The sequence below is a fragment of the Pseudomonas sp. EYE_354 genome (assembly GCF_023148575.1).
Lineage (GTDB): Bacteria > Pseudomonadota > Gammaproteobacteria > Pseudomonadales > Pseudomonadaceae > Aquipseudomonas.
In genome coordinates this window covers 57,091-82,795 of record NZ_JAHXNQ010000022.1, presented here as the reverse complement: position 1 = coordinate 82,795, position 25,705 = coordinate 57,091, and the positions used below count along the sequence as shown (strand labels likewise).

Genomic DNA, 25,705 nt, shown 5'->3' with positions numbered 1-25,705 from the left:
ACTATGTATCTGGTGTGTGGTGAAGCGCTGTTTGATTTTTTCAGCGAGGAGGACGCCAGCGGGCTGGCATCCAAGGTCAACTACAAATCGATTGCCGGCGGCTCGCCGTTCAACGTGGCGGTGGGCTTGCGCCGCCTGGGGATCGAGGCCGGGTTGTTCGGCGGGTTGTCCACCGATTTCCTGGGTCGTCGCTTGTTGCAGGTGCTCAAGGATGAAAGCGTGAGCGAACAGTTTTTAGTCGAGTTCGACGCGCCGACCACCCTGGCGATGGTCGCCGTGGGCGCCAATGGCTCGCCGCAATACAGCTTCCGCGGTGAAGGCTGCGCCGACCGCCAACTGCAGGTGTCGCACTTGCCGGTGCTGGGCGATGAGGTGCGCGGTCTGCATGTCGGCTCGTTCTCGCTGGTGGTGCAGCCGATCGGCGACACCTTGCTGGCACTGGTGCAACGCGAAAGCGGCAAGCGCCTGATCAGCCTCGACCCCAACGTACGGCTCAACCCGCAACCGGACATCCAGTTGTGGCGCGAGCGCGTCGCCGAGCTGGCCAAGCATGCCGACCTGATCAAGGTCAGCGACGAAGACCTGCACCTGCTCTACCCTGGCCAGTCGCCGGAAAGCGTGGTGCAAGGCTGGCTGCAACACCGCTGCCAACTGGTGTTCCTCACCCGGGGCGGCGACGGCGCCAGTGTCTTCAGTCGCAGGCACGGCACCTGGTCGCAACCGGCAGTCAAAGTGGTCATGGCCGACACGGTGGGCGCCGGCGATACCTTCCAGGCGGCGCTGATTGCCTGGCTGACCGAACAGCAGTTGGACTCCGTGGCAGGCGTGCAACAGCTCAGCCGCGATCAAATCGACGCGATGCTGGGCTTCGCGATTCGTGCCGCCGCGTTGACCTGCACCAAAACCGGCCCCGACCTGCCGTATCGTCAGCAGGTGGGCTGAAACCCACGGTTCATGAAGGTTTTTTCAGCAAGGGCGCGATTAATCGATGGTTAATCCCGCGGGTCGAGAGTGAAATCGAACCCACTTGCGGAGCACCTTCATGACACTGCGTACGTTAATGTCTGCCGGCGTACTGGCGCTGGCAGCGGTCGCGGGCCTGGCTCAGGCCGACGACCAAAAGCCCGTGCCTTACGAGTACGGCATGCCGTTACAGATCAAGCACGTGATCGCCATGAACGAAACACCGACAACTGACTGTAAGGTCATCGATGCCGAGATCAAGTTCGTGGACAAGGCCGGAAAAATCGAAGACGTGGGCTATCGCAAGTTGTCGGACGCCTGCACTTTGCAGAATTGAGCCCTGAAGGCCAGGCAGCAGGCCCGCGCAGATAGGCGTATTCTCGCGGGCTCGCCCTTTCTTGTGGGCTTGCCCCAAGGCCGAAAGGAATCGCCATGCCGTTGAGTTTTCGCACCCTCGCCACTGCAACCGCCCTGCTCTGCTTCGCCCTCGCGCTGGTCTGGGGACTGCATCCTCAACTGCTGCTGGATATGTGGCGCATTGACTCTACCGACGCCACCGGGCTGCTCTGCCGACGCAACGCCGCGTTGTTCCTGGCCATCGGCATCATGTTTTACCGCGCACGTCAGGCGCCACCCTCGGATACACGTCGCGCCATGACCCTCGGGTTTATCACCGGTTGCCTGGTGCTGGCCGTGCTGGGCGTGATTGAGTGGATCAATGGCAATGCCGGACCGGGCATCTTTTTGGCCGTGACCACGGAAACCGTACTGGGCCTGGCTTTTATCCAGGCCCACCGGTCGTCGGTGACTCAGCGTCAGGCCTAGTAATGGGCCCTGGCGCCCGCGCGTTGAAAGACGGGGGTCTGGCTGTGTTTGAGGTCTTCACGCAACCCCGCAATCAGATTGCAAATGGCTCGACTGCTGTCGAGCTTGTCCGCATTGATACCTTTGACTTCCAAATGCACCCGGTCACGGTCGCGGTCGTCGTAGACCTTGATCGTCAGCGAAGCATCTTCGGCTTTGGTGCACTCACACCGTTTAGGCAGGAAACTTCCTTCAATAATGCTGCGTAGCTCGAGTTCCGAAAGCATGGTCAACCTCTCCTTTTTTGAGACTGCCAACAGATTGTTATGTATATGCAGACGCGCTCCGGCCTTGGAAGACGCCTTCAAATACCAAGCGTACTCGGCAAAATCCGCCTGTGTTGTAACCTTTCCTCATAAGCACTGCGGTGTTTTATGAAGATGAAATGTGAACTTTTCGGCATTGTTTAAATAATCGTCGAACCACTTCGATTAAACGTTTAACCCTGCACTGTGTATTAAGCGATGGCACGGGCCGCCACTCTTTCTGCAACATGTCGCAAACTATCAAAGTTAATGTTCGCCCCTGAGTTAACGGCCACCAACGTCTGCCCCTGCACACCTCGCTCGGCCACGTACCGGCGAACCCCAGCGACCGCCAAGGCACCGGAAGGCTCGGTGATCGAGCGGGTATCGTCATAGATCAGCTTGATCGCGCTGCACAGTTCATCGTTAGTCACGGTGATGACTTCATCCACCCAGTCCCGGCAGACCTCAAAGCCGTACGCGCCGACCTGCGCGACCGCCGTGCCATCGGCGAAGCCATCGACACTGGGCAGTACCACCCGCTCACCGGCACGTAACGCGGCCAACAGGCAACTGGAGCCTTCAGGCTCGACGCCGATGACGCGCACCTCGGGCCGCAGGTACTTCACATAGGCGGCGATCCCGGCGATCAGGCCACCGCCGCCCACCGGTACGAAAATCGCGTCGAGCGCGCCCTGCTGCTGACGCAGGATCTCGATAGCGACTGTGCCTTGACCGGCGATCACGTCAGGGTCGTCGAAGGGCGAAACGAATGTGCAGCCGGACGTTTCGGCCAGTCTCAGCGCATGGGCCAGGGCGAAGGGGAAGCTCTGGCCATGCAGCACTGCTTCTGCGCCTCTGGAACGTACGCCAAAGACCTTCAGTTCCGGCGTGCTGCAGGGCATGACGATGCGCGCCTGAATCCCCAGCTCCCGCGCCGCCAGCGCCACGCCCTGGGCGTGATTACCGGCCGAGGCGGTCACCACGCCGCGCGCCTTTTGTTCATCGCTGAGCTGCACCAGCTTGTTGTAGGCGCCACGAATCTTGAAAGAAAACGTCGGTTGCAGGTCTTCGCGCTTGAGCAGCAGCGTGTTGCCGAGCAGCGCCGACAATGCCGGTGCCACCTGCAATGGCGTACGCACCGCCAGGTCGTAAACCGGCGCGGCGAGGATCTTTTTGACGTAATGCTCAAGCAGTGCCGTGTCGCGCAACTGCGGGGCTGTTCGGGGGTTCATGGGTGTCTCCTGGCTTTGTGGGCGGCCCTGGAGACGGAAAAACAAAACCCGCCTCTAGGGCGGGTTTGGGTACAGCCGTGCGCTATCCCGCCAAATGAGGAATGGCGGTAATAATGCTTGGCTGGCTACGAAAGGCTTGAAATGTCATGTCACGAAATTAACCGGCGACTGCCAGACCAGTCAATGGCCAAGCACCATTTAGCCGGCAAGGGTTTACCCAGAGCATACGAAACGTATACGCTTTGTATATCAAAGTCTAAATAGTGAAACCCATGGGCATCGTCAAGATCACCGATACACTGCACGAACAACTGCGCGTGGCGAGCGCCGCGATGGACCGCTCGATCAACGCCCAGGCCGAGTTCTGGATCAAGATCGGCTTGCTCGCCGAACTCAATCCCAGCCTGCCTTACAACGAATTGATCAACAAGCTGCTGCTGGATAAACCCGACCTGATCCGGGGGCGCAGTTGATGATCAAGACCGCCGCACAACTGGCCGTGATGCGCGAGTCGGGGCGCCTGCTGGCCCAGGTGTTCACCCTGCTCGACGGCTTTGTCGCCGCCGGCCGTTCCACCCTGGAACTGGACGCCACCGTCGAAGCGTTTATCCGCAATGAGTTAAAGGCGCGCCCCGCAAGCCTGGGGCAGTACGACTACCCCTTTTGCATCAACACCTCGATCAACGAAGTGGTGTGCCATGGCATGCCCAGCGCCAAAGACATCCTCAAGGACGGCGATATCATCAACATCGACATCACCCTGGAAAAAGGCGGCTACATTGCCGACGCCAGCAAGATGTACATGATCGGCACCGTCGCCCCCAAGGCCAGGCGCCTGGTGGAGATGACGTTTGAAGCGATGTGGGCCGGCATCCGTCAGGTCAGGCCGGGTGCGCGCCTGGGTGACATCGGCCATGCGATCCAGAGCCTGGCGCAGGCCAATGGCTACAGCGTGGTACGCGAATACTGCGGCCATGGCATCGGCAAACAGATGCATGAAGAGCCGCAGATCCTGCACTTCGGTCGCCCAGGCACCGGGCTCACACTGCGCGAAGGCATGGTGTTTACCATTGAGCCCATGCTCAACCAGGGCGGCGCCAAAACCCGCAGCCTCAAGGACGGTTGGACGGTGGTGACAGCGGACAACAGCCTGTCGGCACAGTGGGAACACACGGTGGCAGTGACGGCGGATGGGTACGAGGTGTTGACCCTGCAACCCGCCGTTTAAACGCCCGCGTGTTCAAGCCTCTCAGGCCACCTGCTTGATCGCCGCCTTGGCTTCCAGTTCGCGTACCAGGGGCAGCACACGCTTGCCGAAGTACTCCACTTCTTCCTGGAAGTGCAGGAAGCCGGCCAGCACCAGATCGACCCCCACAGCCTTGAGCGCGACGATGCGCTCGGCGATCTGCTGCGGGGTGCCGATCAAATTGGTCTTGAAGCCATCGTTGTATTGCACCAGGTCCTCAAAACTCGACTTGGCCCAGTTGCCCTCGCCTTCCGGCGAGGCTTTGCCCGCCTGCTTCGCCGCATCGCCAAAGGCATTCACCGCTTGCGGATCGGCCTTGTCGATGATGTCGGCGAGCACGGCGCGAGCTTCTTCTTCGGTGTCGCGGGCGATCACAAACGCGTTCACGCCGATTTTGACCGAGTGATGATTCGCCGCCGCCTTGGCGCGAATATCGTCGACCTGCGCCTTGATGCCCTCGGGCGTATTGCCGTTGGTGAAGTACCAGTCCGAGACGCGCGCCGCCATGTCCCGCGCCGCCCGTGAACTGCCGCCCTGGAACACTTCCGGTCGGCCCAATGGCTTGGGTTTGAGGGTGTAATTGTTGAAGCGGTAGAAATCGCCTTTGAAGGTGAAGTCGTCCTGACTCCAGATGCCTTTGAGGGCGCGGATGAATTCTTCGGAGCGGCGATAGCGCTCATCGTGCTCTAACCAGGGTTCGCCGATGGCCTGGAATTCGCCCTTGAACCAACCGCTGACGATGTTCACGGCGATGCGGCCATTGGTCAGTTGGTCGATGGTCGCCAGTTGCTTGGCGGCCAGCGCCGGTTGCCAGGGGCCGGGCAGGATCGCGGCGATCACCTTCAATGTGGTGGTCGCCGCCAGCAGCGCATGGCTGAACGCCACGGACTCATGCTGCTTCTCGGCGCCGTAGCCGGCGGTGAAGCGGATCTGGGTCAGGCCATACTCGAAGCCGGCCGCTTCGGCCAGTTGCGCCAGTTTGCGGTTGTAGTCGATGCCCCAGTGGGTGCGTTGTTCGATCTTGCTGACCACCAACCCACCGCTGACGTTGGGCACCCAATAGGCAAATTTCACGGCTTGCTGACTCATCGAACGCTACCTCATTCACAGGGATGTGAAACAGGCTTGAGCAGCAAGCGTGCCAGCCCCTGGCAAAGGCCCGTGCCACGGGGGTTGCGCCGCCGAAACCGACCGCGCCCGCGGTAATTGCAGCTGTCCTGGATCGCACCGGTTTGTTGGTTTGCTGTTGCCAGGGCAACAGTAAACGCGGTCGAAACCCCGTAAACATTGGCCGTCGCGCCCGGCACGGACTGTGCAATGCCTCTGATATTGACCACTGCCCAGGAACCTTGCCCATGACCGAACACCACGTCATCAACCCGCTGTCCCTCGGCGTCGATTACGCCACCTTGGCCGCACGTTTTCGGCCGATCTTCCAGCGCATCGCCGACGGCGCGGTGCAGCGCGAACACAGCCGCACCCTGCCCCACGAGCCGATCCAGTGGCTGAAGGAAGCGGGTTTCGGCGCCGTGCGCGTGCCGGTGGAGTACGGCGGCGGCGGCGCGTCCCTGCCGCAACTGTTTGAGCTGCTGATCGAACTGGCCGAAGCCGACTCCAACGTGCCACAGGCGCTGCGCGGGCATTTTGCGTTCGCCGAGGACCGCCTGAATGCACCGCCGAGCGCCGGCCGCGACCTGTGGTTCAAGCGCTTCGTCGAGGGCGATCTCGTTGGCTGTGCCTGGACCGAAATCGGCAATGTGGCCATCGGCGACGTGGTCACCCGGGTCACCCGCGACGGCGATCACTGGCGGCTCAACGGTGAAAAGTTCTACAGCACCGGCAGCATCTTTGCCGACTGGATCGACGTGTACGCCCAGCGCAGCGACACCGGCGGCGACGTAATCGCCGCCACCCGCGCGCGCCAGCCCGGCGTGGAGCACAGCGACGACTGGGACGGCTTTGGCCAGCGCACCACCGGCAGCGGCACCTCGCGCTTTACCGAGGCACGGGTGGAGGCGGACAACGTGATCGACTTTGCCAACCGTTTCAAATACCAGACCGCGTTCTACCAACTGGTGCTGCTGGCCAGCCTGGCCGGTATTGGCCGCGCAGCGTTGCGCGATGTGGCCCATCAGGTGCGCAACCGCCAGCGCATCTACAGTCACGGCAATGCGCCCCATGTGAGCCAGGATGCACAGGTGCAACAGGTGGTGGGCGAAGTCGCGGCGCTGGTATATGCCGCAGAGGCCAGCGCCTTGCGCGCGACGCTGCCGGCGCAGCGGGCCTACGTGGCGAGGTTTGGCGGGGATGACGCCGTGGAGCGCGAGGCCAATGTGGCGGCCGAGATTGAATCGGCGACGGCGCAGGTAGTGGTGTCGGACTTGATCCAGAGCGCCACCAGCCAACTGTTCAATGCCCTGGGCGCCTCGGATGTGCGCCAGGGCAAGGCACTGGACAGGCACTGGCGTAACGCGCGTACCGTGTCCTCGCACAACCCCGTGATCTACAAGGCACGCATCGTCGGTGATTGGGTGATCAACGCGGCCGAGCCGCCCTTTGTGTGGCAGATCGGCAATGGTCCGGCCAAGGCCTAGAAGGCCAGCTTGTAGCCGACGGCCATCAACATGATCGCCAGGCACGGACGCAACACGCCGTCCGGGATCTTGCCGGTCATGTGGCTGCCAACATAGATGCCCGGCAGTGAGCCGATCAGCAAAAAGCCCAAGAGGTGCCAGTCCATGTTGCCCATGCCGGCGTGTCCGAGACCCGCCACCAGGGTCAGGGGCACGGCATGGGCGATTTCGGTGCCCACCAACCGGCGCGTGGCCAGGAACGGATACAGGATAAACAACGCCACCGTGCCGAGGGCACCGGCGCCGATGGAGGTCAGGGCGACCATGGTGCCGAGGATGGCGCCAGTGAGCACGGTCAGCGCATTGAGGTTGCGCGGGTTCATGTGGTAGCTGTCGCCGGCGTGGCGCTGGGCGAACGCCAACAGGGTTTTCTTGAACAGAATCGCCAGGGCGGTGAGCAGCAATACCACGCCCAGGGCCTGCTTGATCACCGCGTTCATGGCGCTGGGGTCGGTGTGCAGGCTGGCGAGGAACCACAGGGTCAGCAGCACCGCCGGTACGCTGCCCAGGGTCAGCCAGCCGGTGATGGTCCAGTCGATGTTCTTGTTCTTGCTGTGCACCAGCACGCCACCGGATTTGGTGATGGCCGCATACAACAAGTCAGTGCCCACGGCGGTCGCCGGGTTGATGCCGAACCACAGCAGGATCGGGGTCATCAACGAGCCCCCGCCCACACCGGTCATGCCCACGATAAATCCCACGATCAGGCCGGCAATTACGAAACCAACATTCCCCACATCCATTACAGCTACCCGCGGCCTTATAAATTTTCTGGCGGCAGGATAGCGATTTTTCTTATAACGACTTATACCAATATGATCTGACTTTAGATCTTTTTTGTCTGGGTCATCTTTTTTTTCCCCGCGCTGCATCCAATCGCGATCCTCCTGGGTAGTTCTTGCAGTCACCCTGCTGTTCTACTTGATGGAGAAGCACCTCATGAACGCTAAAGCCCTGCTCTGCCTGACTGCCCTGCTCGCCGCCGCCCCCACCGCTTTCGCCCAGGCCGATTTGCCCGACAGCATCAAAGTGCCGGACGGCCACAAGATCGCGCTGCAAACCACCGGTGTCGGTGAAATCACCTACGAGTGCCGCGACAAAGCCAACGCAGCAGGTCAGACCGAGTGGGCCTTCGTCGGCCCTAAGGCCGTGCTCAATGATCGCAGCGGCAAACAAGTCGGCACCTACTTCGGCCCGCCCGCCACCTGGCAAGCCACGGACGGTTCGACAATCACCGGCACCCAATTGGCCGTGGCGCCGTCGGGGGCGGGTAACCTGCCGTACCAGCTGGTCAAGGCCAACCCGGCCGAAGGCAAAGGCGCGATGAGCGGTGTGACTTATATCCAGCGCGTCGCGCTTAAAGGCGGTGTGGCGCCCGGCACGCAATGCAGCACCGCCAACAAGGGCCAGCAGGCAGTGGTGAAGTACCAGGCCGACTACATTTTCTGGGCAGCCAACTGAGCGAAATCAGCTACGCTGCTGCGGTAGCGCCCCGGCCTTCGGGTCGGGGCATTGTTCTTGGACTGGCGGCGGAAAAACGTGCCTGACACCCTGTTTGATTACGAAGCCTGCCTGCTGGCCTGCGCCCGCGGCGAGCCACGCGCCCTGCGCCGCTTATATGAGCAGGACAGCAGCCACTTGCTCGGCGTGGCCATGCGTATTCTGCGAGACAAGGCTCAGGCCGAAGACGTGGTGCATGACGCGTTTATCAAGATCTGGCGCGGCGCCGGCAGCTTCGACCCGAGCCGAGGGTCGGCACGCGGTTGGGTGTTCAGCGTGACACGGCATCTGGCCTTGAATGTCATACGCAACCACTCCCGCGAAGTGCCGCTGGGCGATGAACATGAGCAGGGTGTCGAGCCCACCGACAGTTTTGAGTTCACCGCACGCTCCGGGCAGATTCACACGTGCCTGGAGCAGCTCGACCCGACCCGTCGCACGTGCATCCTGCATGCCTATGTCGACGGCTATTCCCATAGCGAAATCGCTGCACGCCTGGGCACCCCGCTGGGGACAGTCAAGGCCTGGATCAAGCGTAGCCTCGCCGCGCTGCGGGAGTGCATGGCATGAGCAACCCACTGGACGAACTGGCCAGCGAATATGTGTTGGGCACATTGCCCGCGGAACAACGCGCCGAGATCGAACGACGCCTCAAGCACGACGTCGAGCTGCGTGCAGCGGTGGACGCCTGGGAACAGCGTCTGTTACCACTGACCGCCCTGGCCGAACCGGTGCCGCCGTCGGCCCATCTGTGGCAGCGCATCGAACGCCATCTAGGCACGGCCGACAGCGAGGTGCCTTGGTGGAACCTGCTGGCGCTGTGGCGCGGCCTGGCCGGCGCTGGCCTGCTGACCACGCTGGTGCTGGCGGCGCTGCTGCTGACCCGCCCGCCCAGTGCCGACCCGGCGTTTTTGGTGGTGCTGGTTGCCCCGCAGAGCCAGGCACCGGGCTGGGTGATCCAGGCCAGCAACGATCAACAGATTCAGTTGATTCCACTGGGTGTGATGGACGTGCCGGCCGACAAGGCCCTGCAATTCTGGACCAAGGGCGATGGCTGGCAAGGGCCGGTGTCCCTGGGGCTGGTCAAGCCTGGGCAACGCCTGTCGGTGCCACTGGACAAGTTGCCGCCGCTGGCGCCTGACCAACTGTTCGAACTGACTCTGGAAGACCCGCGCGGCTCGCCGACCGGCAAACCCACCGGGCCGATCCAAGCCATCGGTCGCGCGGTCAAGGTGCTCTGATCAGCCGACGTGCGGCAGCCACAGCCGAAAACGCGCGCCGCCCAAGGGCGATGCCTGGGCCGTCAACGTGCCGCCCTGGGCTTCCAGGGCGCGGCGGCTGATGGCCAGGCCCAGGCCAAACCCGCCGGTACTGCGGTCACGGCTGCGGTCAAGGCGGTAGAACGGTTCAAAGATGCGCTCGCGCTGGTCGGGCGGAATGCCGATGCCATCGTCATCCACCCAGATCTCACAGCCCTTGGGGCACACCTTGACCCCCACCTGGATGCGCGTGTCGCAATACCGCGTGGCATTGCGCAGCAGGTTCTGCAGGGCACGGGCGGTGAGGCGCGGGTCGAGGCTGAAGCGCTCCACGGCGCAGTCGAGCACTACGTCGATGACGATCTCGGGGTTTTCCAGCTCATCGTCGACGCTGCCCAGGACGCTGTCGATAAATTCGTCGAGCACCACCTCGACCCGCTCCGGCAACTGCGCCGGGTTTTGCAGGCGGCTGTAAGACAACAGCTCCAACACCAACTCGTCCAACTCGCGGATATGCGCCACCAGGCTGTGCAGGCGCTCACGGCTGGCGGCGGGCAAGTCTTCGGACAGGGCCAGGGCCAGGCCGAAATCCAGGCGTGTCAGCGGCGTGCGCAATTCGTGGGAGACGGCATTGAGCAGGTCGCGCTGCTGGTTGAGCAAATGCTCGACGTCATCGGCCATGGTGTCGAACACCGCGGCCAGGCTACCGATATTGGAACTGGGTGGAATGTGCGTGCGCTCGGCCAGGTTGCCTTTGCCCAACTGCGCGGCGGTGCATTTCAGGCGCTCCAGGTCACGCCAGTGCGGGCGCAGCCAGAACAGCAGGCAGGCAAGCAACGCCGCGCCGACCAGCACGTTCATCGACCAGTACAGCAGGTTCATGTCCAACGGGTCCGGCGGAATGGTCAACTTGACCACGAACTGGTCGTTGATCGGCGAACTGACTTCCTCCATCCACCCCCACTCGCCCAGGCGAATCACCGGTTTGCCCTGGGCCAGCAGGCTGGCTTCTTCAGGGGTATAGCTGGCGTCCTGGCGCAGCAGCAATTGCACCTTGAGCGGCGCGAAATCGTGGCCCAGTTGCTCGGTGACCTGAGACCAGCGCTCCACCGGCGCGCGCAGGTACTGCTTGACGATCAGCTTCTGCTGGCCGCGGGATTGCTCGACGTTGTAGTCCAGGTAGCGGTGTTCGAACACCAGGATCACCAGCTTGGGAATCAGGTAGATCGCCGCGCTGTAGGTGACGATGGTGATCAGGTAGAGACGCAGCAGGACACGAAACATGGCTCAGCATTCCCACTCGGAACGGCTGAACAGGTAGCCCTTGCCCCATACGGTTTTGATCTTGCGCGCCTCGCCGGCATGGTCGTCGAACTTGCGGCGCAGCTTGGAGATGGCCACGTCCACCGAGCGGTCGGTGCCGTTGAACTCAATACCGCGCAGGCGTTGCAGGATCTGATCGCGACTGAGCACTTCACCGGCATGCCGGGCCAGTACCACCAACAGGTTGTATTCGCCGCTGGACAGCTCCACCGACTGGTCGCGCCAGGTCACGGTGCGCTCCGACAGGTCAATGCACAGGTTGCCCACCAGGATCTGGTCGCTGGCCACCTGCGGTTCGGACAAACTGCTGCGGCGCAGCAAGGTGCGCACACGGGCGAGCAGCACACGGGGCTCGCAGGGTTTGGTCACGTAGTCGTCGGCGCCCATCTCCAGGCCCAACACCTGGTCGTGGCTGTCGTCACGGGCCGTCAACATCAGGATCGGCAGGCCCGCCGAATCGGCGCGCAGCAGGCGGCACACTTGCAGGCCGTCGAGGCCCGGCAGCATCAAGTCGAGGATCACCAAGTCCGGCGGGTTCAGACGCGCACGTTCCCGCACATGGTCGCCACGGCAGAGCACGCTGACGTGGTAGCCATTGCGCTCCAGGTAGCTGGCAATCAGCTCGGAGAGTGCGGCGTCGTCTTCCACCAGGAGAATGTTGGGCATTAAGGTGTTTCCAAATAGTACGGTTTCGCAGGATCGTGCAAGGATATACGCCCCCCGGCCAAGCGTGGGCCGCACCTTACACTTCTTCACACACCACCTACACAGCTTCACAGCACCACGGCGCAGGTGACCTTAGGATGCGCCAGTCACTATTGGGATAAGAGCATGTCGAAGAATCTGTTTGCGCCGTTTTGCCTGTTGGCCCTCACCCTGGCGCTGAGTGCGTGTGACAACTCAACGGCCCAGGCGCCGCAAATGCCACCGGCCAAGGTGCGCATCGAAACCCTGCAGGCCAAACCGTTGGCGATCACCAGCGAACTGAGCGGGCGCATCGCCGCCCCGCGTATCGCCGAAGTGCGCGCACGGGTGGCCGGCGTCGTGATGCAACGGGTATTCAAGGAAGGCCACGACGTGAAACAGGGCGACGTGCTGTTTCGCATCGACCCGGCGCCATTCAAGGCCGACCTGGACAGCGCCCAGGCCAACCTGAGCAAGGCCCAGGCCAATGCGTTTCAGGCACGCCTGCAGGAGCAGCGCTACAGCCGGTTGGTGGAAGGCAACGCCATCAGCGGCCAGGACTACGACAACGCGCGCGCCAACCTGCGTCAGACCAACGCCGAGGTCGCCGCCAATAAAGCCGCGGTCGAGCGCGCCAAATTGAACCTGGGCTACGCCACCGTCACCGCGCCGATTTCCGGGCGTATCGGCCGGGCGCTGGTGACCGAAGGTGCCCTGGTGGGCCAGAACGAGGCGACGCCGCTGGCGGTGATCCAGCAACTGGACCCGATCCACGCCGACCTGACCCAGTCAACCCGCGAGCTGAACGACCTGCGCCGCGCCTTCCGCGCCGGCAGCTTGAAGCAAGTCGGTCAGGACCAGGCCAAGGCCACCTTGATCCAGGACGATGGCAGCCTGTACCCGTTGCCGGGCAAATTGCTCTTCGCCGAGATCAGCGTCGACCCCGGCACTGGGCAAATCATTCTGCGCAGCGAATTCCCCAACCCGGACCTCGACCTGTTGCCCGGCAGCTTTGTACGGGTACGCCTGGAGCAAGCGGTGGACAAGCAAGGCATCAGCGTGCCGCAACGCGCGATCACCCGCGACAGCGCCGGCATCCCCATGGTGCTGCTGCTGGACGCCGAGCAGACCGTCAGCCTGCAACCGGTGGAGTTGGGTGCGGTGATCGACGATCGCTGGGTGGTCAGCCACGGCCTCAAGGCCGGCGATCGCATCGTCGTCGAAGGCCTGCAACATGCGCGCCCCGGTGAAAAAGTAGAAGTGGACGACAGCCCCGCCTCCGGCCAGCCAGTCAAGGAATAACCCGCCATGCCGCAGTTCTTTATTGACCGCCCGGTCTTCGCCTGGGTGGTCGCCCTGTTTATCCTGCTGGCCGGCGCACTGGCCATCCCGCAGTTGCCGGTGGCCCAGTACCCCAACGTGGCACCGCCGAAAGTGGAAATCTACGCGGTGTACCCTGGCGCGTCGGCCCAGACTTTGGACGAAAGCGTGGTCAGCCTGATCGAGCAGGAGCTTAACGGCGCCGATCACCTGCTGTATTTCGAATCCCAGAGCAGCCTCGGCTCGGCGACGATCACGGCGACCTTCCAGCCCGGTACCAACCCGGAAATGGCCCAGGTCGATGTGCAGAACCGGCTTAAGGCCGTGGAGCCACGCCTGCCCCAGGCGGTGACGCAGCAGGGCTTGCAGGTGGAGAAAGTCTCTGCCGGTTTCCTGCTGCTGGTGACGCTGACATCCAACGACGGCAAGCTCGATGACGTGGCGCTCAGCGATTACCTGGCGCGCAACGTGATGAACGAACTCAAGCGCCTGGACGGTGTGGGCAAGGCGCAGTTGTACGGTGCCGAACGCGCCATGCGCATCTGGATCGACCCGCAAAAACTGATCGGTTTCAACCTGACCCCGGCCGACGTCAACGCCGCGATCAGTGCACAAAACGCGCAGGTGTCGGCGGGCAGCATCGGTGATCTGCCGGGGACCAAGACCCAGGAGATCACCGCCGCAATCCTGGTCAAGGGGCAACTGTCGACCCCGGCGGAATTCGCTGACATCGTGCTCAAGGCCAACCCGGACGGCTCGACCGTGCGCATCGGCGATGTGGCGCGGGTGGAAATCGGCAGCCAGGAATACCAGTTCTCTACGCGCCTGAACGGCAAACCGTCCACCGCCGTCAGCGTGCAACTGGCGCCGGGCGCCAACGCGCTGAACACCGCGACACTGGTGCGGGCGAAGATGGACGAACTGTCGCGCTACTTCCCGGCCAATGTGGAATACAAGATCCCGTACGACACCTCGCCGTTCGTCAAGGTCTCGATCACCAAGGTGGTCTACACCTTGCTGGAGGCCATGGCACTGGTGTTTGCGGTGATGTTCCTGTTCCTGCAAAACGTGCGTTATACGTTGATCCCCACCCTGGTGGTGCCGATTGCGCTGATGGGCACCTTCGCCACCATGCTGGTGCTGGGTTTCTCGATCAACGTGCTGACCATGTTCGGCATGGTGCTGGCGATCGGCATCCTGGTGGACGATGCGATCGTCGTGGTGGAGAACGTCGAGCGGATCATGGCCACCGAGGGCCTTTCGCCCAAGGACGCAACCAAGAAAGCCATGGGCCAGATCACCGGCGCCATCGTCGGTATCACCCTGGTGCTGGTCGCGGTGTTCCTGCCGATGGCGTTCATGGCGGGCTCGGTGGGAGTGATTTACCAACAGTTCTCGCTGTCGATGGCCACCTCGATCCTGTTCTCGGCATTCCTCGCCCTGACCTTGACCCCGGCCCTCTGCGCCACCTTGCTCAAGCCGATTACCGAGGGCGAGCACCATGCCAAGGGCGGCTTCTTTGGTTGGTTCAATAAACGCTTTGAGCAACTCACCGACCGCTACGAAGGTTGGGTGGCCTATGCGCTCAAGCGCAGCGGCCGGTATCTGCTGATCTACCTGGTGCTGTTGGTGGGCCTGGGGCTGATGTTCATGCGCCTGCCCGCCTCGTTCCTGCCGGTGGAAGACCAGGGCTACACCATCACCGATATTCAGTTGCCACCGGGCGCGAGCAAAAACCGCACGGTGCAGGTGGCCGAACAGATCGAGGCGCATAACGCCACTGAGCCGGGGGTGGGCGATACCACCATGATCATGGGGTTCAGCTTTTCCGGTTCCGGACAGAACGCGGCGCTGGCGTTCACCACGCTCAAGGATTGGTCGCAGCGCGGCAGCGACGATTCCGCCGCATCGATTGCCGACCGTGCCAACGCGGCGTTCAGTGAGTTGAAGGATGCGGTTGCCTATGCGGTGCTGCCACCGCCGGTGGATGGCCTGGGCACCTCCAGTGGCTTCGAGTTCCGCTTGCAGGACCGCGGTGGTGTCGGCCACGCCGCGTTGATGGCGGCGCGTACCGAATTGCTGGCGGCGGCCGAAAAAAGTCCGATCCTGGCCAATGTGCGCGAAAGCGCCCTGGCCGAAGCGCCGCAGGTGCAGCTTGAGGTGGACCGCAAGCAAGCCAACGCCCTCGGCGTGTCGTTCGCCGATGTGGGCAATGTGCTGTCTTCGGCGATTGGCTCGGCTTATGTCAACGACTTCCCCAATCAGGGCCGCATGCAGCGCGTAGTGGTGCAGGCCGAGGGCGACCAGCGCACCCAGGTGGCGGATTTGATGAAGATCAACGTGCGCAACAACGCCGGCAAAATGGTGCCGCTGTCGGCCTTCGTCGAAGCCAAATGGACCCAGGGTCCGGCGCAGTTGACGCGCTATAACGGCTACCCGGCCATTGCCATCAGTGGTGAAGCGGCGCCGGGGCACAGTACCGGTGAGGCGATGCAAGAGATCCAACGCCTGGTCAGCCAGTTGCCGGCAGGCCTGGGCCAGGAATGGACCGGGCTGTCGCTGCAGGAACGCTTGTCCGGTGCTCAGGCACCCGTGCTGCTGGGGCTGTCGCTGCTGATCGTGTTCCTGTGCCTGGCGGCGCTGTATGAAAGCTGGTCGATCCCAACGTCCGTGCTGCTGGTGGTGCCACTGGGCGTGCTCGGCGCGGTGCTGGCGGTGACCCTGCGCGGCATGCCCAACGATGTGTTCTTCAAGGTAGGCTTGATCACCATCATTGGTCTGTCGGCGAAGAACGCGATTCTGATCATCGAGTTTGCCAAGGACCTGTATGACCAGGGCGAAGACTTGGTCAGCGCCACCTTGAAAGCCGCGCGCCTGCGCCTGCGACCGATCATCATGACCTCGCTGGCGTTTATCCTTGGCGTGGTGCCGTTGGCGATTGCCACGGGCGCCAGCTCGGCGAGCCAGCAGGCGATCGGCACCGGCGTGATCGGCGGGATGATTACCGCAACCCTGGCGGTGGTGTTCGTGCCGGTGTTCTTTGTGGTGGTCATGAAGCTGGTGCGCAAGCGCCGGTAAAAAATGCGCTATGGTGCTCACCACATCCCCTGTCGTGAGCACCTATGGCCTTCCTCGCCCGCACCCACCCTCGCCTTTCGTGCGCCGCCATACTGGGCCTTACCGTGGGTATTCTGGCGCCGGCCGATACGCTCATCAGCAAGGTCCTGATCGGCTGGAACGCCGGGGTCTGGACCTACCTGGCGCTGATGCTGTGGCTGACCAGCCACGCCCACGCCGATGATGTAAAGCGCATCGCCGACATCGAGGATGAAAACGCAGGCCTGGTGTTGTTCATGGTGTGCATCGCGGCGATTGCCAGCCTGGCGACCATTACCCTCAACCTGGCAGGCAGCAAAGACCTGGACAGCACCGCGCGCCTGCTGCATTACGGGTTTACTGTATTGACGGTGATCGGCTCATGGCTGCTGATCGGGGTGATTTTCAGCGTGCACTACGCCCGCCTGTTCTACACGTGGCAAGGCGACGAGCCTGCGCTGCGCTTCGCCGAAGGGTTACGCACCCCCAATTATTGGGACTTCCTGTACTTCTCGTTCACCATCGGTGTAGCGGTGCAAACGGCCGATGTCGGGGTGGCCACGCGCAGTTTGCGCAAGGTGGTGTTGGGGCAGTCATTGATCGGATTTCTGTTCAACACGGCGATCCTGGGTTTCTCGATTAATATCGCTGCGGGTCTGTTTAGCTGAGCGATCAAACGCAGACTCGGTAAAGCGTTATTAAAATTTCTTTTTTTGGGACTGTCACATTTAACGCCCAATGCCGAAGGGGGGCGTTGAGTGGCGTCGCGCCTTCACAATAGCTTTACGACGGCGATGATGCGTTACCCCGCAACCGATGCAAGACAAGACCATAAACCCACTTTTGTAAACTGTGACTTTTGACAGTTACATAAAAATTATTTTTGCGGCTTGATACCCGAAGGCAGAAGCAATCGCGCTTCTGGGCTTCGCATAAACATCATTGATGGAGAGGCGATCATGTCGGCACAAAGTACCCCGCAACGCAAAATCCCCAGTTCATATCCCGCCACAACAGGTGTGGTCGAAGGATCGGTAGGTGAACACACCTTTAAAACATCCGAAATCAATGTCATCCAAGACAACGGTGTTGTCATGGTTACCGCCATTCACCGGGACGATGACGGTAGTTCGGAAGAGATTTATATTCAGTTCCCGGATAACGTCAAACTCGACGAAGAACTGCGTCTTGAAAAATTTAAAAAGACAGTCATCGTCTGGGTTTCATTCAAGGGCATCAAGACACCGCGCGTCTTACCGTACGAGGTAGGTGCTCTGGTCGTGCAAAAATTCTCTTCTCACCCGCTGCAAATTAAGGGCTATGTCGTGACGGGCGATACCATCGTGGAAAAAGACCATGCGTTGAATATCAAATTTGATTTCAGTCTTTAGATACCGAGAACAGCACGCAATAAAAAGCCCTGGTCTTTCGACCAGGGCTTTTTATTGTGCCTTGTTTATTTAAAACGCATAACGCAGGCCCACGTTCACAGCCGCTTTCTGTTTGATTTTGTCGCTGGTGCTGGTCTCAACGTCGGCATGCATTTGCAGATCCTCGGTAAACTTCACCGCCACGCCTGCACCATACTTGCTGCGCGAGCCCGACAAGTCGTTGTTAAAGGCCTGATTGTTAATCAGAACCTTATTATTGTCGGCAAATTCGTGGACCATTGCCGCACGCAGGTAGGGCTTAATGAGCGTGCCATCGTCGAGCTGGAACTCATGCCCAATGGTCGCGCCGGCCTCGGCCGTCCTTGAGCGGGTACGCTCACCGTCCACTTGCAAGCCATTTTTCAGGCTGTACGTTCCACCCTGGACCACAATGGTCGACACACGACCGTACGGTTCAATATAGGAGCTCTCACCGATGTTGATATGACGGCCGAACTCAGCCGACAGACCACCGCCCACATTGCTGTAGTTGCCCTTGGTGGAGGTGTTATCGCTGAGCGTGGCCTTGACCTCATTGTGGAAACGGTTGGCTTTGGCGACCGCATCAAAGTAGAAACCGCTTTCGTCGTCCATCCAGGTTGCATAAGTGCCCAGGAAGTAACTCTTGACCGTACCGGACGAGCCGCGAACGGGGTTCACGTCGGAATTGCTGTGACCACCGAATACACCCACCTTCCACTGGCTATCGCCCAACGGCATGTCAGCACCGATCGAGAAACCTTGCAGGTTCTGCGTGTAGCCAGTCCCTGAACTCTGGGACACATCATATTTGCTGCCGAAACCACGGATCCACAGGCCTGTGCTCTTCGGGGAGTAGCGCAATTCGCCCATACGTGCGCGCAACGAACCCTCTTCAGCTGTCATGACCGTCACCGGAGTGTTGAACAGTGCTGTCACTACGCGAGCACTTCTGCTTATCACGCGGTTTTCGGTGTCCAGGAACCAGTCATTACCTTCCTTTTTCAGGCCATAGGCATAGGCCCCCGCGTCAACCGGACCGCCCTCAAGGGAAAAGACCGCATCACCGCCACCGGTGTGCACAACCTTGGTCTTGACCAATTCGGCACCGCTGGCCGACAACGCCAGGCTATGGCTACCCGTGGCTTCGCCGGTCACATTGATATAATCGGTCTTGCCATCGTTTGGGTGGAAATAAGTGTCCATGACAAAGGTGCCGTTGCCGGACAGCGTCGCGAGGTTCAACTGATAAAACTCATTTGGCGCGCCCATGGTCACGGTGCCGCCGGCCATGTTCAGCGCCCCCACCGAGCTGTCGCCGGTCATGTTCCAGTTGGACGCGTCGCCCACGTTCAAGCTGGAGACATTCTCCAATTTGCCCGACAGCTCGGCATTGTTCCGCAGGGTCAAATGAATCGTGCTCGTGGCGTCGGCAACCACATTACCCAGCAGATTTCGGCTGTTATCAACCGTCATCGTCGCCGAACCACCGCCGGAAACATTTAAAAGATTGCCGTCGCCGCCCTTCAACGTGGAGCCGTTAAGCACGTCTATCGATACCACAGGCGCACGCGCGCCCGCCCCCCTGACCACGATAGCCGAGCCGGCAGTGCCTTCAACCACCGATTGGTCCAACACCAACTTGCCATCTGTGGTGTCGCGGGGATCCCGGATGAACACCACCCCATTACCAGCACCGGTGATTGTACTTTGGCTGGCCGTCGCCGTGCCGCCTTGCAGACTTAGGCCGCTGGCGCCCGCCCCCGTCCCCGATACTTGCGTATTTTGTTTGAAGTTCAACTGGCTGCCGCTGGAAGCTTGCGCGCCGCCTCGAACACCACTAATGGTACTTGCCGTTACATCTACGGAAGAGCCGCGGGGGTCACCTGCAATACCAAGAGCCTGCAAACCTACGCTGCCAGTACTGGTGATCGTACTGTTATTAATTGAAGCCGAACTATTTTCCAAACGCACCGCAGCAAACGTGGTGTTGGTGGAAGATACGCTCGACGAGTTTATATTGACAATTGAACCTGCAACAGCACGGATATCATTCGTCGAACTGCCGGGGTTCATATTCAGCGTAGAGTCTGAAAGGTCTATCACTGTGGCCGATGCGCCATTCATGTCCAGCGTGGACAGACTGGAAAGTTGCCAGTCGGTTACGGGTGTAGTGGAATCGATAGCTCTTTGCTCACCCACTAACGGGACTGCCTGTGCTTGCCCTTGAACCGCAACAAACATGCAGAATGTAATGGTGGGAACCTTCATAATCGCACTCAATGGTTTGAGTTCGAACATATTCAGTGCCGACATGGGCAGTCACTCTCTCTAGCGCTTTGGAAAACGGTTCGGTTCGCGCCATATTTAACAAGGGCGGGCCCAACCTCAGGAGGTGCACAGAGTACGGAGCAACACTCCACTACTCTGTAGGATTAATCCTCTTTGTCCCGTATAAAAAACTTTGAACCGCGTATGAATTAAAAAACAATCATCAGCCCCTCCCCCTTACTACCGCCGGGGAAGGAACTGCTGATCGTTTGGTTTTTTATGGCCCTTCAGGTACCGGCGTCAGGTCACAGTAAGATTGCGACAACACTGAACGCGCATTGACGGTCACAGTGCCGCGTCCTATGACACCTCCGGCAAACATGGTGGAAACGGTAGCCACTGCCACGCCGAGTCGGGCAGTGATGATCAACGGACGGAACGGGATCGTGAAGGTGAAGCCAGTGAGCCTGATAGCCTCCGTTATCATCTGAGGGAACACATCCTGGTTTTCCTCCACCACGGGCCCCACGCGCGGCCGATATACCCTGACGGTCAAATTGAGCATTTGCCCCACTACCATCCGTGGGTCGCCGGCCACGAAGACCTGCGCAAAGTAATCCGGAGGCGTCGACTGTGGAAGTGGGCCCAGTGAGCTGCAGGTCAGTTGACCGGATTGGAGTCGCCGAAAAACCGGAGGCGGCAGTGCCTGCGTCACAGCGTTGATAACAGTGACCGCGGTGGAAGGCCCAAGATTCGGGTTGCTGGTTGTCAATGATTCCACGATGTAGCGGAAGTTCTGAACGGTGTTACCACCGGGCTCAATGTCACTCCATGGGATGGTGAAGGTGAGATCTTCACCCGGAAGTTGGGTGCCGATCGTCTGAGGAGGCAAGATGGAGGTGCCATCAGGCCTCACAACAGTGACGGTTTGTCCGGGCATCGGAGGTGGGACTGTCCACAGCGGGATGACCACGGTGACAGGAAGACCGGCGTCAGACTCATTCAATGTATTCAGAACAGGCGTCGGCCCACCGCCCGTGAACTGCGCAGGTTTCAAATTGGGGTTGACGGTTCCTGGCTCTCCGGGGTTAACCGGCCCCGGCACACTCAAATCTACCTTGACAATTTTGGGGAGCGATTCGAAGGTTTGAGTGCCTTGAACGATTCGGTATAGCACCGTGGTCGGCTGCGGCCCTTCTTTAGTTCCGTATTCGGCCTTAATCAAATCGTTCAGGCCGCTTTTGAAGATCAGGGGGAATGTAGTAAAGGGTGCAGACAGCAAGCTGTAGGGCTGGGAACCCCATTTGATCTCAATTCGATCAATTGGCAGGTGGTTCAGATACGTTCTGACATGCGCTTCGATGCCGGCCACATAGTCTGCAATATTGAGCAAATCGTCGGTGCTGGGGCCAGGCCCAGGCACGGGCTCCGGCGCTGGCGCCAAGGGAAAGAAAATATCTTTTTGCTCTGGTGGGTCCGACAGCACCACCTGGCGAGTTTCGGAAAAGGAAGGGAGGCTGGGGTTGCCTGCTTTGTCGGTAATGACGTGGAACAGATTCATCACGCCACCCGTGGTGTACGCCGATGAGGGCAGTGAATACGGCGTACCCGGAGCTGCCTGCATTGGAACCGGATCGCCGATCTTGTACATGTCCTGCGGAAACAAATTGGGGCTCAGGTAAAATTGAATCATGTCGCCTGGCTGGTACTGACCGCTGGCGATCGTATAGCTGTTGGGGGGAACGATGACCTCGATCGTCGGGTTGGCGTCGAGAAAAGCCTTAGTAATGGGTGTCGGTACAGTCGCCGGGTAGGGTGCGACAGGCGGCTGCACGCTATTACCCAGGCCAGCGGCACGGTATGGACCAATTCTGTCCACGATAAACGGCGTGGCGATGGAGAATTCATCCAGGTCGCCCGCCACACCATCAAAGTCCAGATAGAGCGCATACCTGAGTTCAAAGCGACCGTGCACAAAACCGGCGGTATCGACAGGGGCGGGAATAGGTACCGCCAGCACAGTGTCCTCAGGAACGCCAGTTTGAAAGGGGGCTATCAGCACGCTCCAACCCGTGCTCGGCTGATTGAGGTCCCTTTGCTGAATTTCAATCCAGGTCAGTTCGTCTGAAAATCTGCCCGTGCGACACTCAAGGGTTATACCGATATCGGCGGTGGCGGATGAAATAATGCCCGTCTCATCCAAACGCTCTCTGATATCTGGCTTTGGCAGCGTGGGCACGCTGGCAAGCATAACGGCTGCTACTTTGTCTGAAATCTTGAGCATTTCATATTCTCCTTCGTCACTTGTTATGAACACAGCGCGCAACGGCCTGCCTGTGCAATGCACTACACGTCCTTTAGCTAAACTAATACTTCATAGAAAACTTAAGAATGGCTGAACTTTATTTCTCGCCTGGCCCAATACCGTTAGGCCCACAGTAATTACCCGTGGCGTGCTTACGATCGATAGGCACATAAGCGACCCTTGAAGCCCCGAGCAGGATGTTATTTCGGAACACACTGTAGCGTGCCGATCCTCCTGCATAGTCACTCAACGGTCTGATCAGCGTCTCATAGGGCTGCACCGTAAACTCATGAGTCGTCTGGTTTTCCGCCCATGTATACTCAAATGTTTCATTCGTTGCCGGCAACGGATTACGATCCGGGTAGTTGAGAAAACCCTGCCATGTCAAAATGACCACATCGCCCGGCATTAACACATTCGGAGCGGGGGCAACCAATACGCTTATACCAAGCCAAATGGGTGGCTGTGTGTAACATGTAAGGTACTTATTGGGGTGTTGTAATGACTGAGGAAAACTAGGCGCTGCATACTTGATCGGCGGTACAAGATTGATAAAAACGGTCTGATCGGGTGACAGCTGTTGGTTTACACCATTGTCCGTCCGATAATGAACTAGGGTACTGGCGCTGCTGTTACCGTCCTTGATGACCTGCCAATCGATGAGATTATCAAAGTCGACAACTTTGCCACCGACATCCCCGGCTTTGACGAGATAAGTCGCTACCGGATCCGTCCGGCTTGGCCAATAAAGTAATGCCCGTTCACCGGGCACGGGGTTGTCGAACAAGGTAAACGAGGCCCTCACAGGCTTGTCGGCATCGCGGCTATCCAAACGGTTTGGAATCGGGGAAACCGCGCCATGAATATTGACCAGCGCTAATAGACGATTTAACAGGATGGGTGCCTGAGGGTTCTCCTGGCCCGCAACGGTCATGTCCACAGTGACCTGTTTCAGCGGGGAGCGTACGCCGGGACCTACCGTATCCCCGGCCCGTAGAATGTAATAACGCACCGGTACATTAGTGATGCGACGCAGATTCGCGCCATTGGCGATCAATACACTCCACGGCACCGGCACTGAGAACGGCAGCGTGTCGACCGCCACCGCAGGGAGCTTGATCCCGTCCCACTCGACGACACATTGATCACCCGGCAGTCGGTGGGTGTAGCTACGCACCCTGACCGAGACAATAGTGCGCGCATCCTCGCGATTAACCAGCAGGTCGGCATTATAGGCAGGCACTTCAGGAATAGACAGATTGGCTGGCGCGGGATTGATGAGCAGTGTGGCACTGGCGACCAACGAGTACTGAGCAGACGTATTCCCTGCCCGATCACGTACCCGATAAAACAAATAAAGCACCGGGTTACCGGCAAACTTACGGATCTCCGACACTGGCACCTGCATAAGCATTGTGCCGGTGATGGCGTTAAACACTTGCTCGTGGTTGGCCGGGCGTGTCGGCAGGGTGTCACTGCCACTCAAATAAGTCACTACGGCATCAGCGGTTTTTCGATCCAGATAATCGCCAGGAACTTCGACCGCGAGTGTCGTATTACTCGTTAAATCAAACTCAGTAATCGGATCAATCAGAAATCTTGCGACATTAAACACCTGCCCTCCGCCGGGCGCCGTTCGATCAATAGTAATGGTGGTGATCCAAGACGTTTCGAACGCCTCACTGTCCTGCTCAAGATTGTTGATTCGATAAGAAAGATCAACCACCGCGTTATTTTGAAAGTACGACTGGGGAATATTTACCGTCAGGGGGAATTGATCGGCGGTAATAGGTCCACGCAACTCAATGGGCTCGAGTTCAAACGGCACACTTCCTTGAACATCCCAAATAAAGGTCACCCAGTCGCTCTCGCCTTCCCCCGGCAAAAACCTCCACGGGTCTTTTAACCGTACGGGCAAATCCTCAAATAGATAACGGGTCGGGATCAACCCATCGGGCAATGCGTTAATCAGCTCCGGTGCATCTAAGGTGGGGGTGACAAACGCCTCGATAGACGCAACCTCGATCAAACTGTCGGCCTGGCTATTTATAGGAGTGGTATCCGCTGGAGTTGTGTCCATGTCGTTGTACACCGCGTCGGTAAGGGGTTATAGCAATTGATGTAAGACAGAGTGAATACCCAATAGCGCTCCACCGATACTGTCAAAGTTGACAGGTAACGCTGCCGTTCGTCGGGCGCACCCACCGAGCATTTCCACGTTTGCGCACAAAGGCACTTGACGTTTTTGGGTTGTTGCGGTTTCCTGAAACCGGTTTCACCGCTATACAACATCCAATAAGAAAGGCCTGCCACCGTGACTACTTTTTCCGCCGCCCAGCGCAGCCGCGTCACCATGCTCGATGTGGCCGAGCGCGCCGGCGTGTCCAAGGCCAGTGTGTCGCGCTTTATTGGCGATGACCGTGCCCTGCTCTCCGATGCCACGGCGCTGCGCATCGAACAAGCCATCGAGGAACTCGGCTACCGCCCCAACCAGATGGCCCGCGGCCTCAAGCGTGGGCGCACCCGCCTGATCGGCATGCTGGTGGCCGATATCCGCAACCCCTATTCCATTGCCGTGATGCACGGCGTCGAAACCGCCTGCCGCCAGCATGGCTACAGCCTGGTGGTGTGCAATACCGACCGCGATGACGAGCAGGAACGCCAACACCTGGCGGCGCTGCGTTCGTACAACATCGAAGGGCTGATCGTGAACACCCTCGGCCATCACCTCGACAGGTTGCTGGAATTACAGCGCGAGATGCCCCTGGTGCTGGTGGACCGCAAAGTCGAGCCGCTGCACAGCGACCTGGTGGGGTTGGACAACCCTGCCGCCGTGCGCATGGCCGTGGAACACCTGGAACAGCAAGGCTACCGCGAGGTGTTGCTGGTGAGCGAAGCCACCGACGGCACCAGCTCACGCCTGGAGCGCCTGGCGAGCTTCAAGGCCGAAATTGCCGCGCGCCCCGGCTTGAGCGGCGCGGTGCTGGAACTGGACGACGCGCTGCACATTCACCTGCAAGCCTTTCTCGCAAAACCCGGCGCCAAGGCGTTGTTCTGCGCCAACGGCGTCGCTGCCCTGACCTGCACTCGCGCACTCAAGGCGTTGGGCGTTGACCTGTTTGCCGACGTCGGCCTGATCGCCCTGGATGACCTGGACTGGTATCCGCTGGTGGGTTCCGGCATCACCGCCCTCGCCCAGCCCACCGAAGCGATTGGCGCCAGCGCGTTCGACTGCCTGCTCAAGCGCCTGCGCGGCGACACTGCGCCGACGCGCACCCTGGATTTCCTGCCGGAGCTGATTGTTCGCGGCTCGACACAACCCACTTAAATTTTTTGCACAAAAATGAAACCG

The 25,705-nt window shown here is 60.1% G+C and carries 22 protein-coding genes and 1 pseudogene; 14 read left to right on the top strand and 9 right to left on the bottom strand.

All coding sequences use genetic code 11. The annotated features are described in order from the left end of the window. The first annotated feature begins 3 nt into the window (after positions 1-3). The 3 genes from KZX66_RS24280 to KZX66_RS24270 all read left to right on the top strand — a co-directional run bounded on the left by KZX66_RS24280 (position 4) and on the right by KZX66_RS24270 (position 1,788). A complete protein-coding gene (locus tag KZX66_RS24280; protein ID WP_248083769.1) occupies positions 4-942 on the top strand; it encodes a carbohydrate kinase in 939 nt (312 codons plus the stop codon). Positions 943-1,042: 100 nt separating this feature from the next. Further along, complete coding sequence (locus KZX66_RS24275; RefSeq protein WP_248083768.1) at positions 1,043-1,300, top strand: DUF2790 domain-containing protein; 258 nt, start codon at positions 1,043-1,045, stop codon at positions 1,298-1,300. A gap of 95 nt (positions 1,301-1,395) precedes the next feature. Then, complete coding sequence (locus KZX66_RS24270; protein ID WP_248083767.1) at positions 1,396-1,788, top strand: hypothetical protein; 393 nt, start codon at positions 1,396-1,398, stop codon at positions 1,786-1,788. On the opposite strand, the gene KZX66_RS24265 is transcribed toward KZX66_RS24270, so the two are convergent. Both KZX66_RS24265 and ilvA read right to left on the bottom strand, forming a co-directional pair. Beyond that, the gene (locus KZX66_RS24265; RefSeq protein ID WP_248083766.1) at positions 1,785-2,054 is read right to left on the bottom strand and encodes a DUF1652 domain-containing protein; all 270 of its coding nucleotides are present in this window, start codon (positions 2,052-2,054) and stop codon (positions 1,785-1,787) included. The two genes, KZX66_RS24270 and KZX66_RS24265, sit on opposite strands and share 4 nt — an antisense overlap. Before the next feature lie 254 nt (positions 2,055-2,308). Further along, positions 2,309-3,307 (bottom strand): annotated as a pseudogene (ilvA, locus tag KZX66_RS24260) (threonine ammonia-lyase, biosynthetic); the annotation flags it as partial. Positions 3,308-3,579: 272 nt separating this feature from the next. On the opposite strand from ilvA, the gene KZX66_RS24255 reads away from it, so the two are divergent. Together KZX66_RS24255 and map are read left to right on the top strand one after the other, a co-directional pair. After that, a complete protein-coding gene (locus KZX66_RS24255) occupies positions 3,580-3,780 on the top strand; it encodes a ParD-like family protein (protein WP_248083765.1) in 201 nt (66 codons plus the stop codon). After that, positions 3,780-4,535 (top strand): type I methionyl aminopeptidase, encoded by a 756-nt coding sequence (map, locus tag KZX66_RS24250; protein ID WP_248083764.1) that lies wholly within the window; start codon positions 3,780-3,782, stop codon positions 4,533-4,535. The genes KZX66_RS24255 and map overlap by 1 nt, the downstream gene beginning before the upstream one ends. Positions 4,536-4,556: 21 nt before the next feature. On the opposite strand, the gene sfnG is transcribed toward map, so the two are convergent. Beyond that, positions 4,557-5,642, bottom strand: coding sequence for a dimethylsulfone monooxygenase SfnG (gene sfnG, locus KZX66_RS24245; RefSeq protein ID WP_248083763.1), 1,086 nt, complete (start codon positions 5,640-5,642; stop codon positions 4,557-4,559). A gap of 266 nt (positions 5,643-5,908) precedes the next feature. Here sfnG and KZX66_RS24240 point away from each other — a divergent pair, with 266 nt between their 5' ends. After that, on the top strand, positions 5,909-7,147 hold the full coding sequence (locus KZX66_RS24240) for an acyl-CoA dehydrogenase family protein (protein ID WP_248083762.1): 1,239 nt from the start codon (positions 5,909-5,911) through the stop codon (positions 7,145-7,147). Here the strand turns inward: KZX66_RS24240 and KZX66_RS24235 are convergent. Next, positions 7,144-7,929 carry a sulfite exporter TauE/SafE family protein gene (locus KZX66_RS24235; protein WP_248083761.1) on the bottom strand — a complete coding sequence of 262 codons (786 nt, stop codon included), beginning with the start codon at positions 7,927-7,929 and terminating at the stop codon, positions 7,144-7,146. The two genes, KZX66_RS24240 and KZX66_RS24235, sit on opposite strands and share 4 nt — an antisense overlap. A gap of 196 nt (positions 7,930-8,125) precedes the next feature. Here KZX66_RS24235 and KZX66_RS24230 point away from each other — a divergent pair, with 196 nt between their 5' ends. The 3 genes from KZX66_RS24230 (at position 8,126) to KZX66_RS24220 (ending at position 9,927) form a co-directional block, all read left to right on the top strand. Next, positions 8,126-8,647 (top strand): DUF3455 domain-containing protein, encoded by a 522-nt coding sequence (locus KZX66_RS24230; RefSeq protein ID WP_248083760.1) that lies wholly within the window; start codon positions 8,126-8,128, stop codon positions 8,645-8,647. 78 nt (positions 8,648-8,725) lie between these two features. Beyond that, positions 8,726-9,256 (top strand): sigma-70 family RNA polymerase sigma factor, encoded by a 531-nt coding sequence (locus tag KZX66_RS24225; RefSeq protein ID WP_248083759.1) that lies wholly within the window; start codon positions 8,726-8,728, stop codon positions 9,254-9,256. Further along, complete coding sequence (locus tag KZX66_RS24220; RefSeq protein WP_248083758.1) at positions 9,253-9,927, top strand: anti-sigma factor; 675 nt, start codon at positions 9,253-9,255, stop codon at positions 9,925-9,927. Before KZX66_RS24225 ends, KZX66_RS24220 begins: the two co-directional genes overlap by 4 nt. Here the strand turns inward: KZX66_RS24220 and KZX66_RS24215 are convergent, their stop codons facing one another. Both KZX66_RS24215 and KZX66_RS24210 read right to left on the bottom strand, forming a co-directional pair. Then, positions 9,928-11,229 (bottom strand): ATP-binding protein, encoded by a 1,302-nt coding sequence (locus KZX66_RS24215; RefSeq protein WP_248083757.1) that lies wholly within the window; start codon positions 11,227-11,229, stop codon positions 9,928-9,930. It lies immediately after the preceding gene. Between the two features lie 3 nt (positions 11,230-11,232). Further along, on the bottom strand, positions 11,233-11,934 hold the full coding sequence (locus tag KZX66_RS24210) for a response regulator transcription factor (protein ID WP_248083756.1): 702 nt from the start codon (positions 11,932-11,934) through the stop codon (positions 11,233-11,235). Between the two features lie 165 nt (positions 11,935-12,099). Here KZX66_RS24210 and KZX66_RS24205 point away from each other — a divergent pair, with 165 nt between their 5' ends. The 4 genes from KZX66_RS24205 (at position 12,100) to KZX66_RS24190 (ending at position 17,759) form a co-directional block, all read left to right on the top strand. Further along, the gene (locus KZX66_RS24205) at positions 12,100-13,254 is read left to right on the top strand and encodes an efflux RND transporter periplasmic adaptor subunit (protein ID WP_248083755.1); all 1,155 of its coding nucleotides are present in this window, start codon (positions 12,100-12,102) and stop codon (positions 13,252-13,254) included. Between the two features lie 6 nt (positions 13,255-13,260). After that, the gene (locus tag KZX66_RS24200) at positions 13,261-16,350 is read left to right on the top strand and encodes an efflux RND transporter permease subunit (protein ID WP_248083754.1); all 3,090 of its coding nucleotides are present in this window, start codon (positions 13,261-13,263) and stop codon (positions 16,348-16,350) included. A gap of 44 nt (positions 16,351-16,394) precedes the next feature. Further along, positions 16,395-17,036, top strand: a complete 642-nt coding sequence (locus KZX66_RS24195) for a DUF1345 domain-containing protein (RefSeq protein ID WP_248083753.1) — start codon at positions 16,395-16,397, stop codon at positions 17,034-17,036. 291 nt (positions 17,037-17,327) lie between these two features. Then, the gene (locus tag KZX66_RS24190; protein WP_248083752.1) at positions 17,328-17,759 is read left to right on the top strand and encodes a hypothetical protein; all 432 of its coding nucleotides are present in this window, start codon (positions 17,328-17,330) and stop codon (positions 17,757-17,759) included. Positions 17,760-17,828: 69 nt separating this feature from the next. Here the strand turns inward: KZX66_RS24190 and KZX66_RS24185 are convergent, their stop codons facing one another. The 3 genes from KZX66_RS24185 to KZX66_RS24175 all read right to left on the bottom strand — a co-directional run bounded on the left by KZX66_RS24185 (position 17,829) and on the right by KZX66_RS24175 (position 24,433). Continuing rightward, positions 17,829-20,093 carry an autotransporter outer membrane beta-barrel domain-containing protein gene (locus tag KZX66_RS24185; RefSeq protein ID WP_248083751.1) on the bottom strand — a complete coding sequence of 755 codons (2,265 nt, stop codon included), beginning with the start codon at positions 20,091-20,093 and terminating at the stop codon, positions 17,829-17,831. Positions 20,094-20,325: 232 nt separating this feature from the next. After that, a complete protein-coding gene (locus tag KZX66_RS24180) occupies positions 20,326-22,332 on the bottom strand; it encodes a hypothetical protein (protein ID WP_248083750.1) in 2,007 nt (668 codons plus the stop codon). Positions 22,333-22,450: 118 nt separating this feature from the next. Then, complete coding sequence (locus tag KZX66_RS24175) at positions 22,451-24,433, bottom strand: hypothetical protein (RefSeq protein ID WP_248083749.1); 1,983 nt, start codon at positions 24,431-24,433, stop codon at positions 22,451-22,453. Positions 24,434-24,667: 234 nt separating this feature from the next. Here KZX66_RS24175 and KZX66_RS24170 point away from each other — a divergent pair, with 234 nt between their 5' ends. Further along, complete coding sequence (locus tag KZX66_RS24170) at positions 24,668-25,681, top strand: LacI family DNA-binding transcriptional regulator (protein WP_305395134.1); 1,014 nt, start codon at positions 24,668-24,670, stop codon at positions 25,679-25,681. Positions 25,682-25,705 lie beyond the last annotated feature (24 nt).

What these genes read in the sequence shown, in the direction of transcription:
- KZX66_RS24280 (WP_248083769.1), top strand. Translation starts at nt 4, where the DNA reads ATGTATCTGGTGTGTGGTGAAGCGCTGTTTGATTTTTTCAGCGAGGAG.
- KZX66_RS24275 (WP_248083768.1), top strand. Translation starts at nt 1,043, where the DNA reads ATGACACTGCGTACGTTAATGTCTGCCGGCGTACTGGCGCTGGCAGCG.
- KZX66_RS24270 (WP_248083767.1), top strand. Translation starts at nt 1,396, where the DNA reads ATGCCGTTGAGTTTTCGCACCCTCGCCACTGCAACCGCCCTGCTCTGC.
- KZX66_RS24265 (WP_248083766.1), bottom strand. Translation starts at nt 2,054, where the DNA reads ATGCTTTCGGAACTCGAGCTACGCAGCATTATTGAAGGAAGTTTCCTG.
- KZX66_RS24255 (WP_248083765.1), top strand. Translation starts at nt 3,580, where the DNA reads ATGGGCATCGTCAAGATCACCGATACACTGCACGAACAACTGCGCGTG.
- map (WP_248083764.1), top strand. Translation starts at nt 3,780, where the DNA reads ATGATCAAGACCGCCGCACAACTGGCCGTGATGCGCGAGTCGGGGCGC.
- sfnG (WP_248083763.1), bottom strand. Translation starts at nt 5,642, where the DNA reads ATGAGTCAGCAAGCCGTGAAATTTGCCTATTGGGTGCCCAACGTCAGC.
- KZX66_RS24240 (WP_248083762.1), top strand. Translation starts at nt 5,909, where the DNA reads ATGACCGAACACCACGTCATCAACCCGCTGTCCCTCGGCGTCGATTAC.
- KZX66_RS24235 (WP_248083761.1), bottom strand. Translation starts at nt 7,929, where the DNA reads ATGGATGTGGGGAATGTTGGTTTCGTAATTGCCGGCCTGATCGTGGGA.
- KZX66_RS24230 (WP_248083760.1), top strand. Translation starts at nt 8,126, where the DNA reads ATGAACGCTAAAGCCCTGCTCTGCCTGACTGCCCTGCTCGCCGCCGCC.
- KZX66_RS24220 (WP_248083758.1), top strand. Translation starts at nt 9,253, where the DNA reads ATGAGCAACCCACTGGACGAACTGGCCAGCGAATATGTGTTGGGCACA.
- KZX66_RS24215 (WP_248083757.1), bottom strand. Translation starts at nt 11,229, where the DNA reads ATGTTTCGTGTCCTGCTGCGTCTCTACCTGATCACCATCGTCACCTAC.
- KZX66_RS24210 (WP_248083756.1), bottom strand. Translation starts at nt 11,934, where the DNA reads ATGCCCAACATTCTCCTGGTGGAAGACGACGCCGCACTCTCCGAGCTG.
- KZX66_RS24205 (WP_248083755.1), top strand. Translation starts at nt 12,100, where the DNA reads ATGTCGAAGAATCTGTTTGCGCCGTTTTGCCTGTTGGCCCTCACCCTG.
- KZX66_RS24200 (WP_248083754.1), top strand. Translation starts at nt 13,261, where the DNA reads ATGCCGCAGTTCTTTATTGACCGCCCGGTCTTCGCCTGGGTGGTCGCC.
- KZX66_RS24195 (WP_248083753.1), top strand. Translation starts at nt 16,395, where the DNA reads ATGGCCTTCCTCGCCCGCACCCACCCTCGCCTTTCGTGCGCCGCCATA.
- KZX66_RS24190 (WP_248083752.1), top strand. Translation starts at nt 17,328, where the DNA reads ATGTCGGCACAAAGTACCCCGCAACGCAAAATCCCCAGTTCATATCCC.
- KZX66_RS24185 (WP_248083751.1), bottom strand. Translation starts at nt 20,093, where the DNA reads ATGTCGGCACTGAATATGTTCGAACTCAAACCATTGAGTGCGATTATG.
- KZX66_RS24180 (WP_248083750.1), bottom strand. Translation starts at nt 22,332, where the DNA reads ATGCTCAAGATTTCAGACAAAGTAGCAGCCGTTATGCTTGCCAGCGTG.
- KZX66_RS24175 (WP_248083749.1), bottom strand. Translation starts at nt 24,433, where the DNA reads ATGGACACAACTCCAGCGGATACCACTCCTATAAATAGCCAGGCCGAC.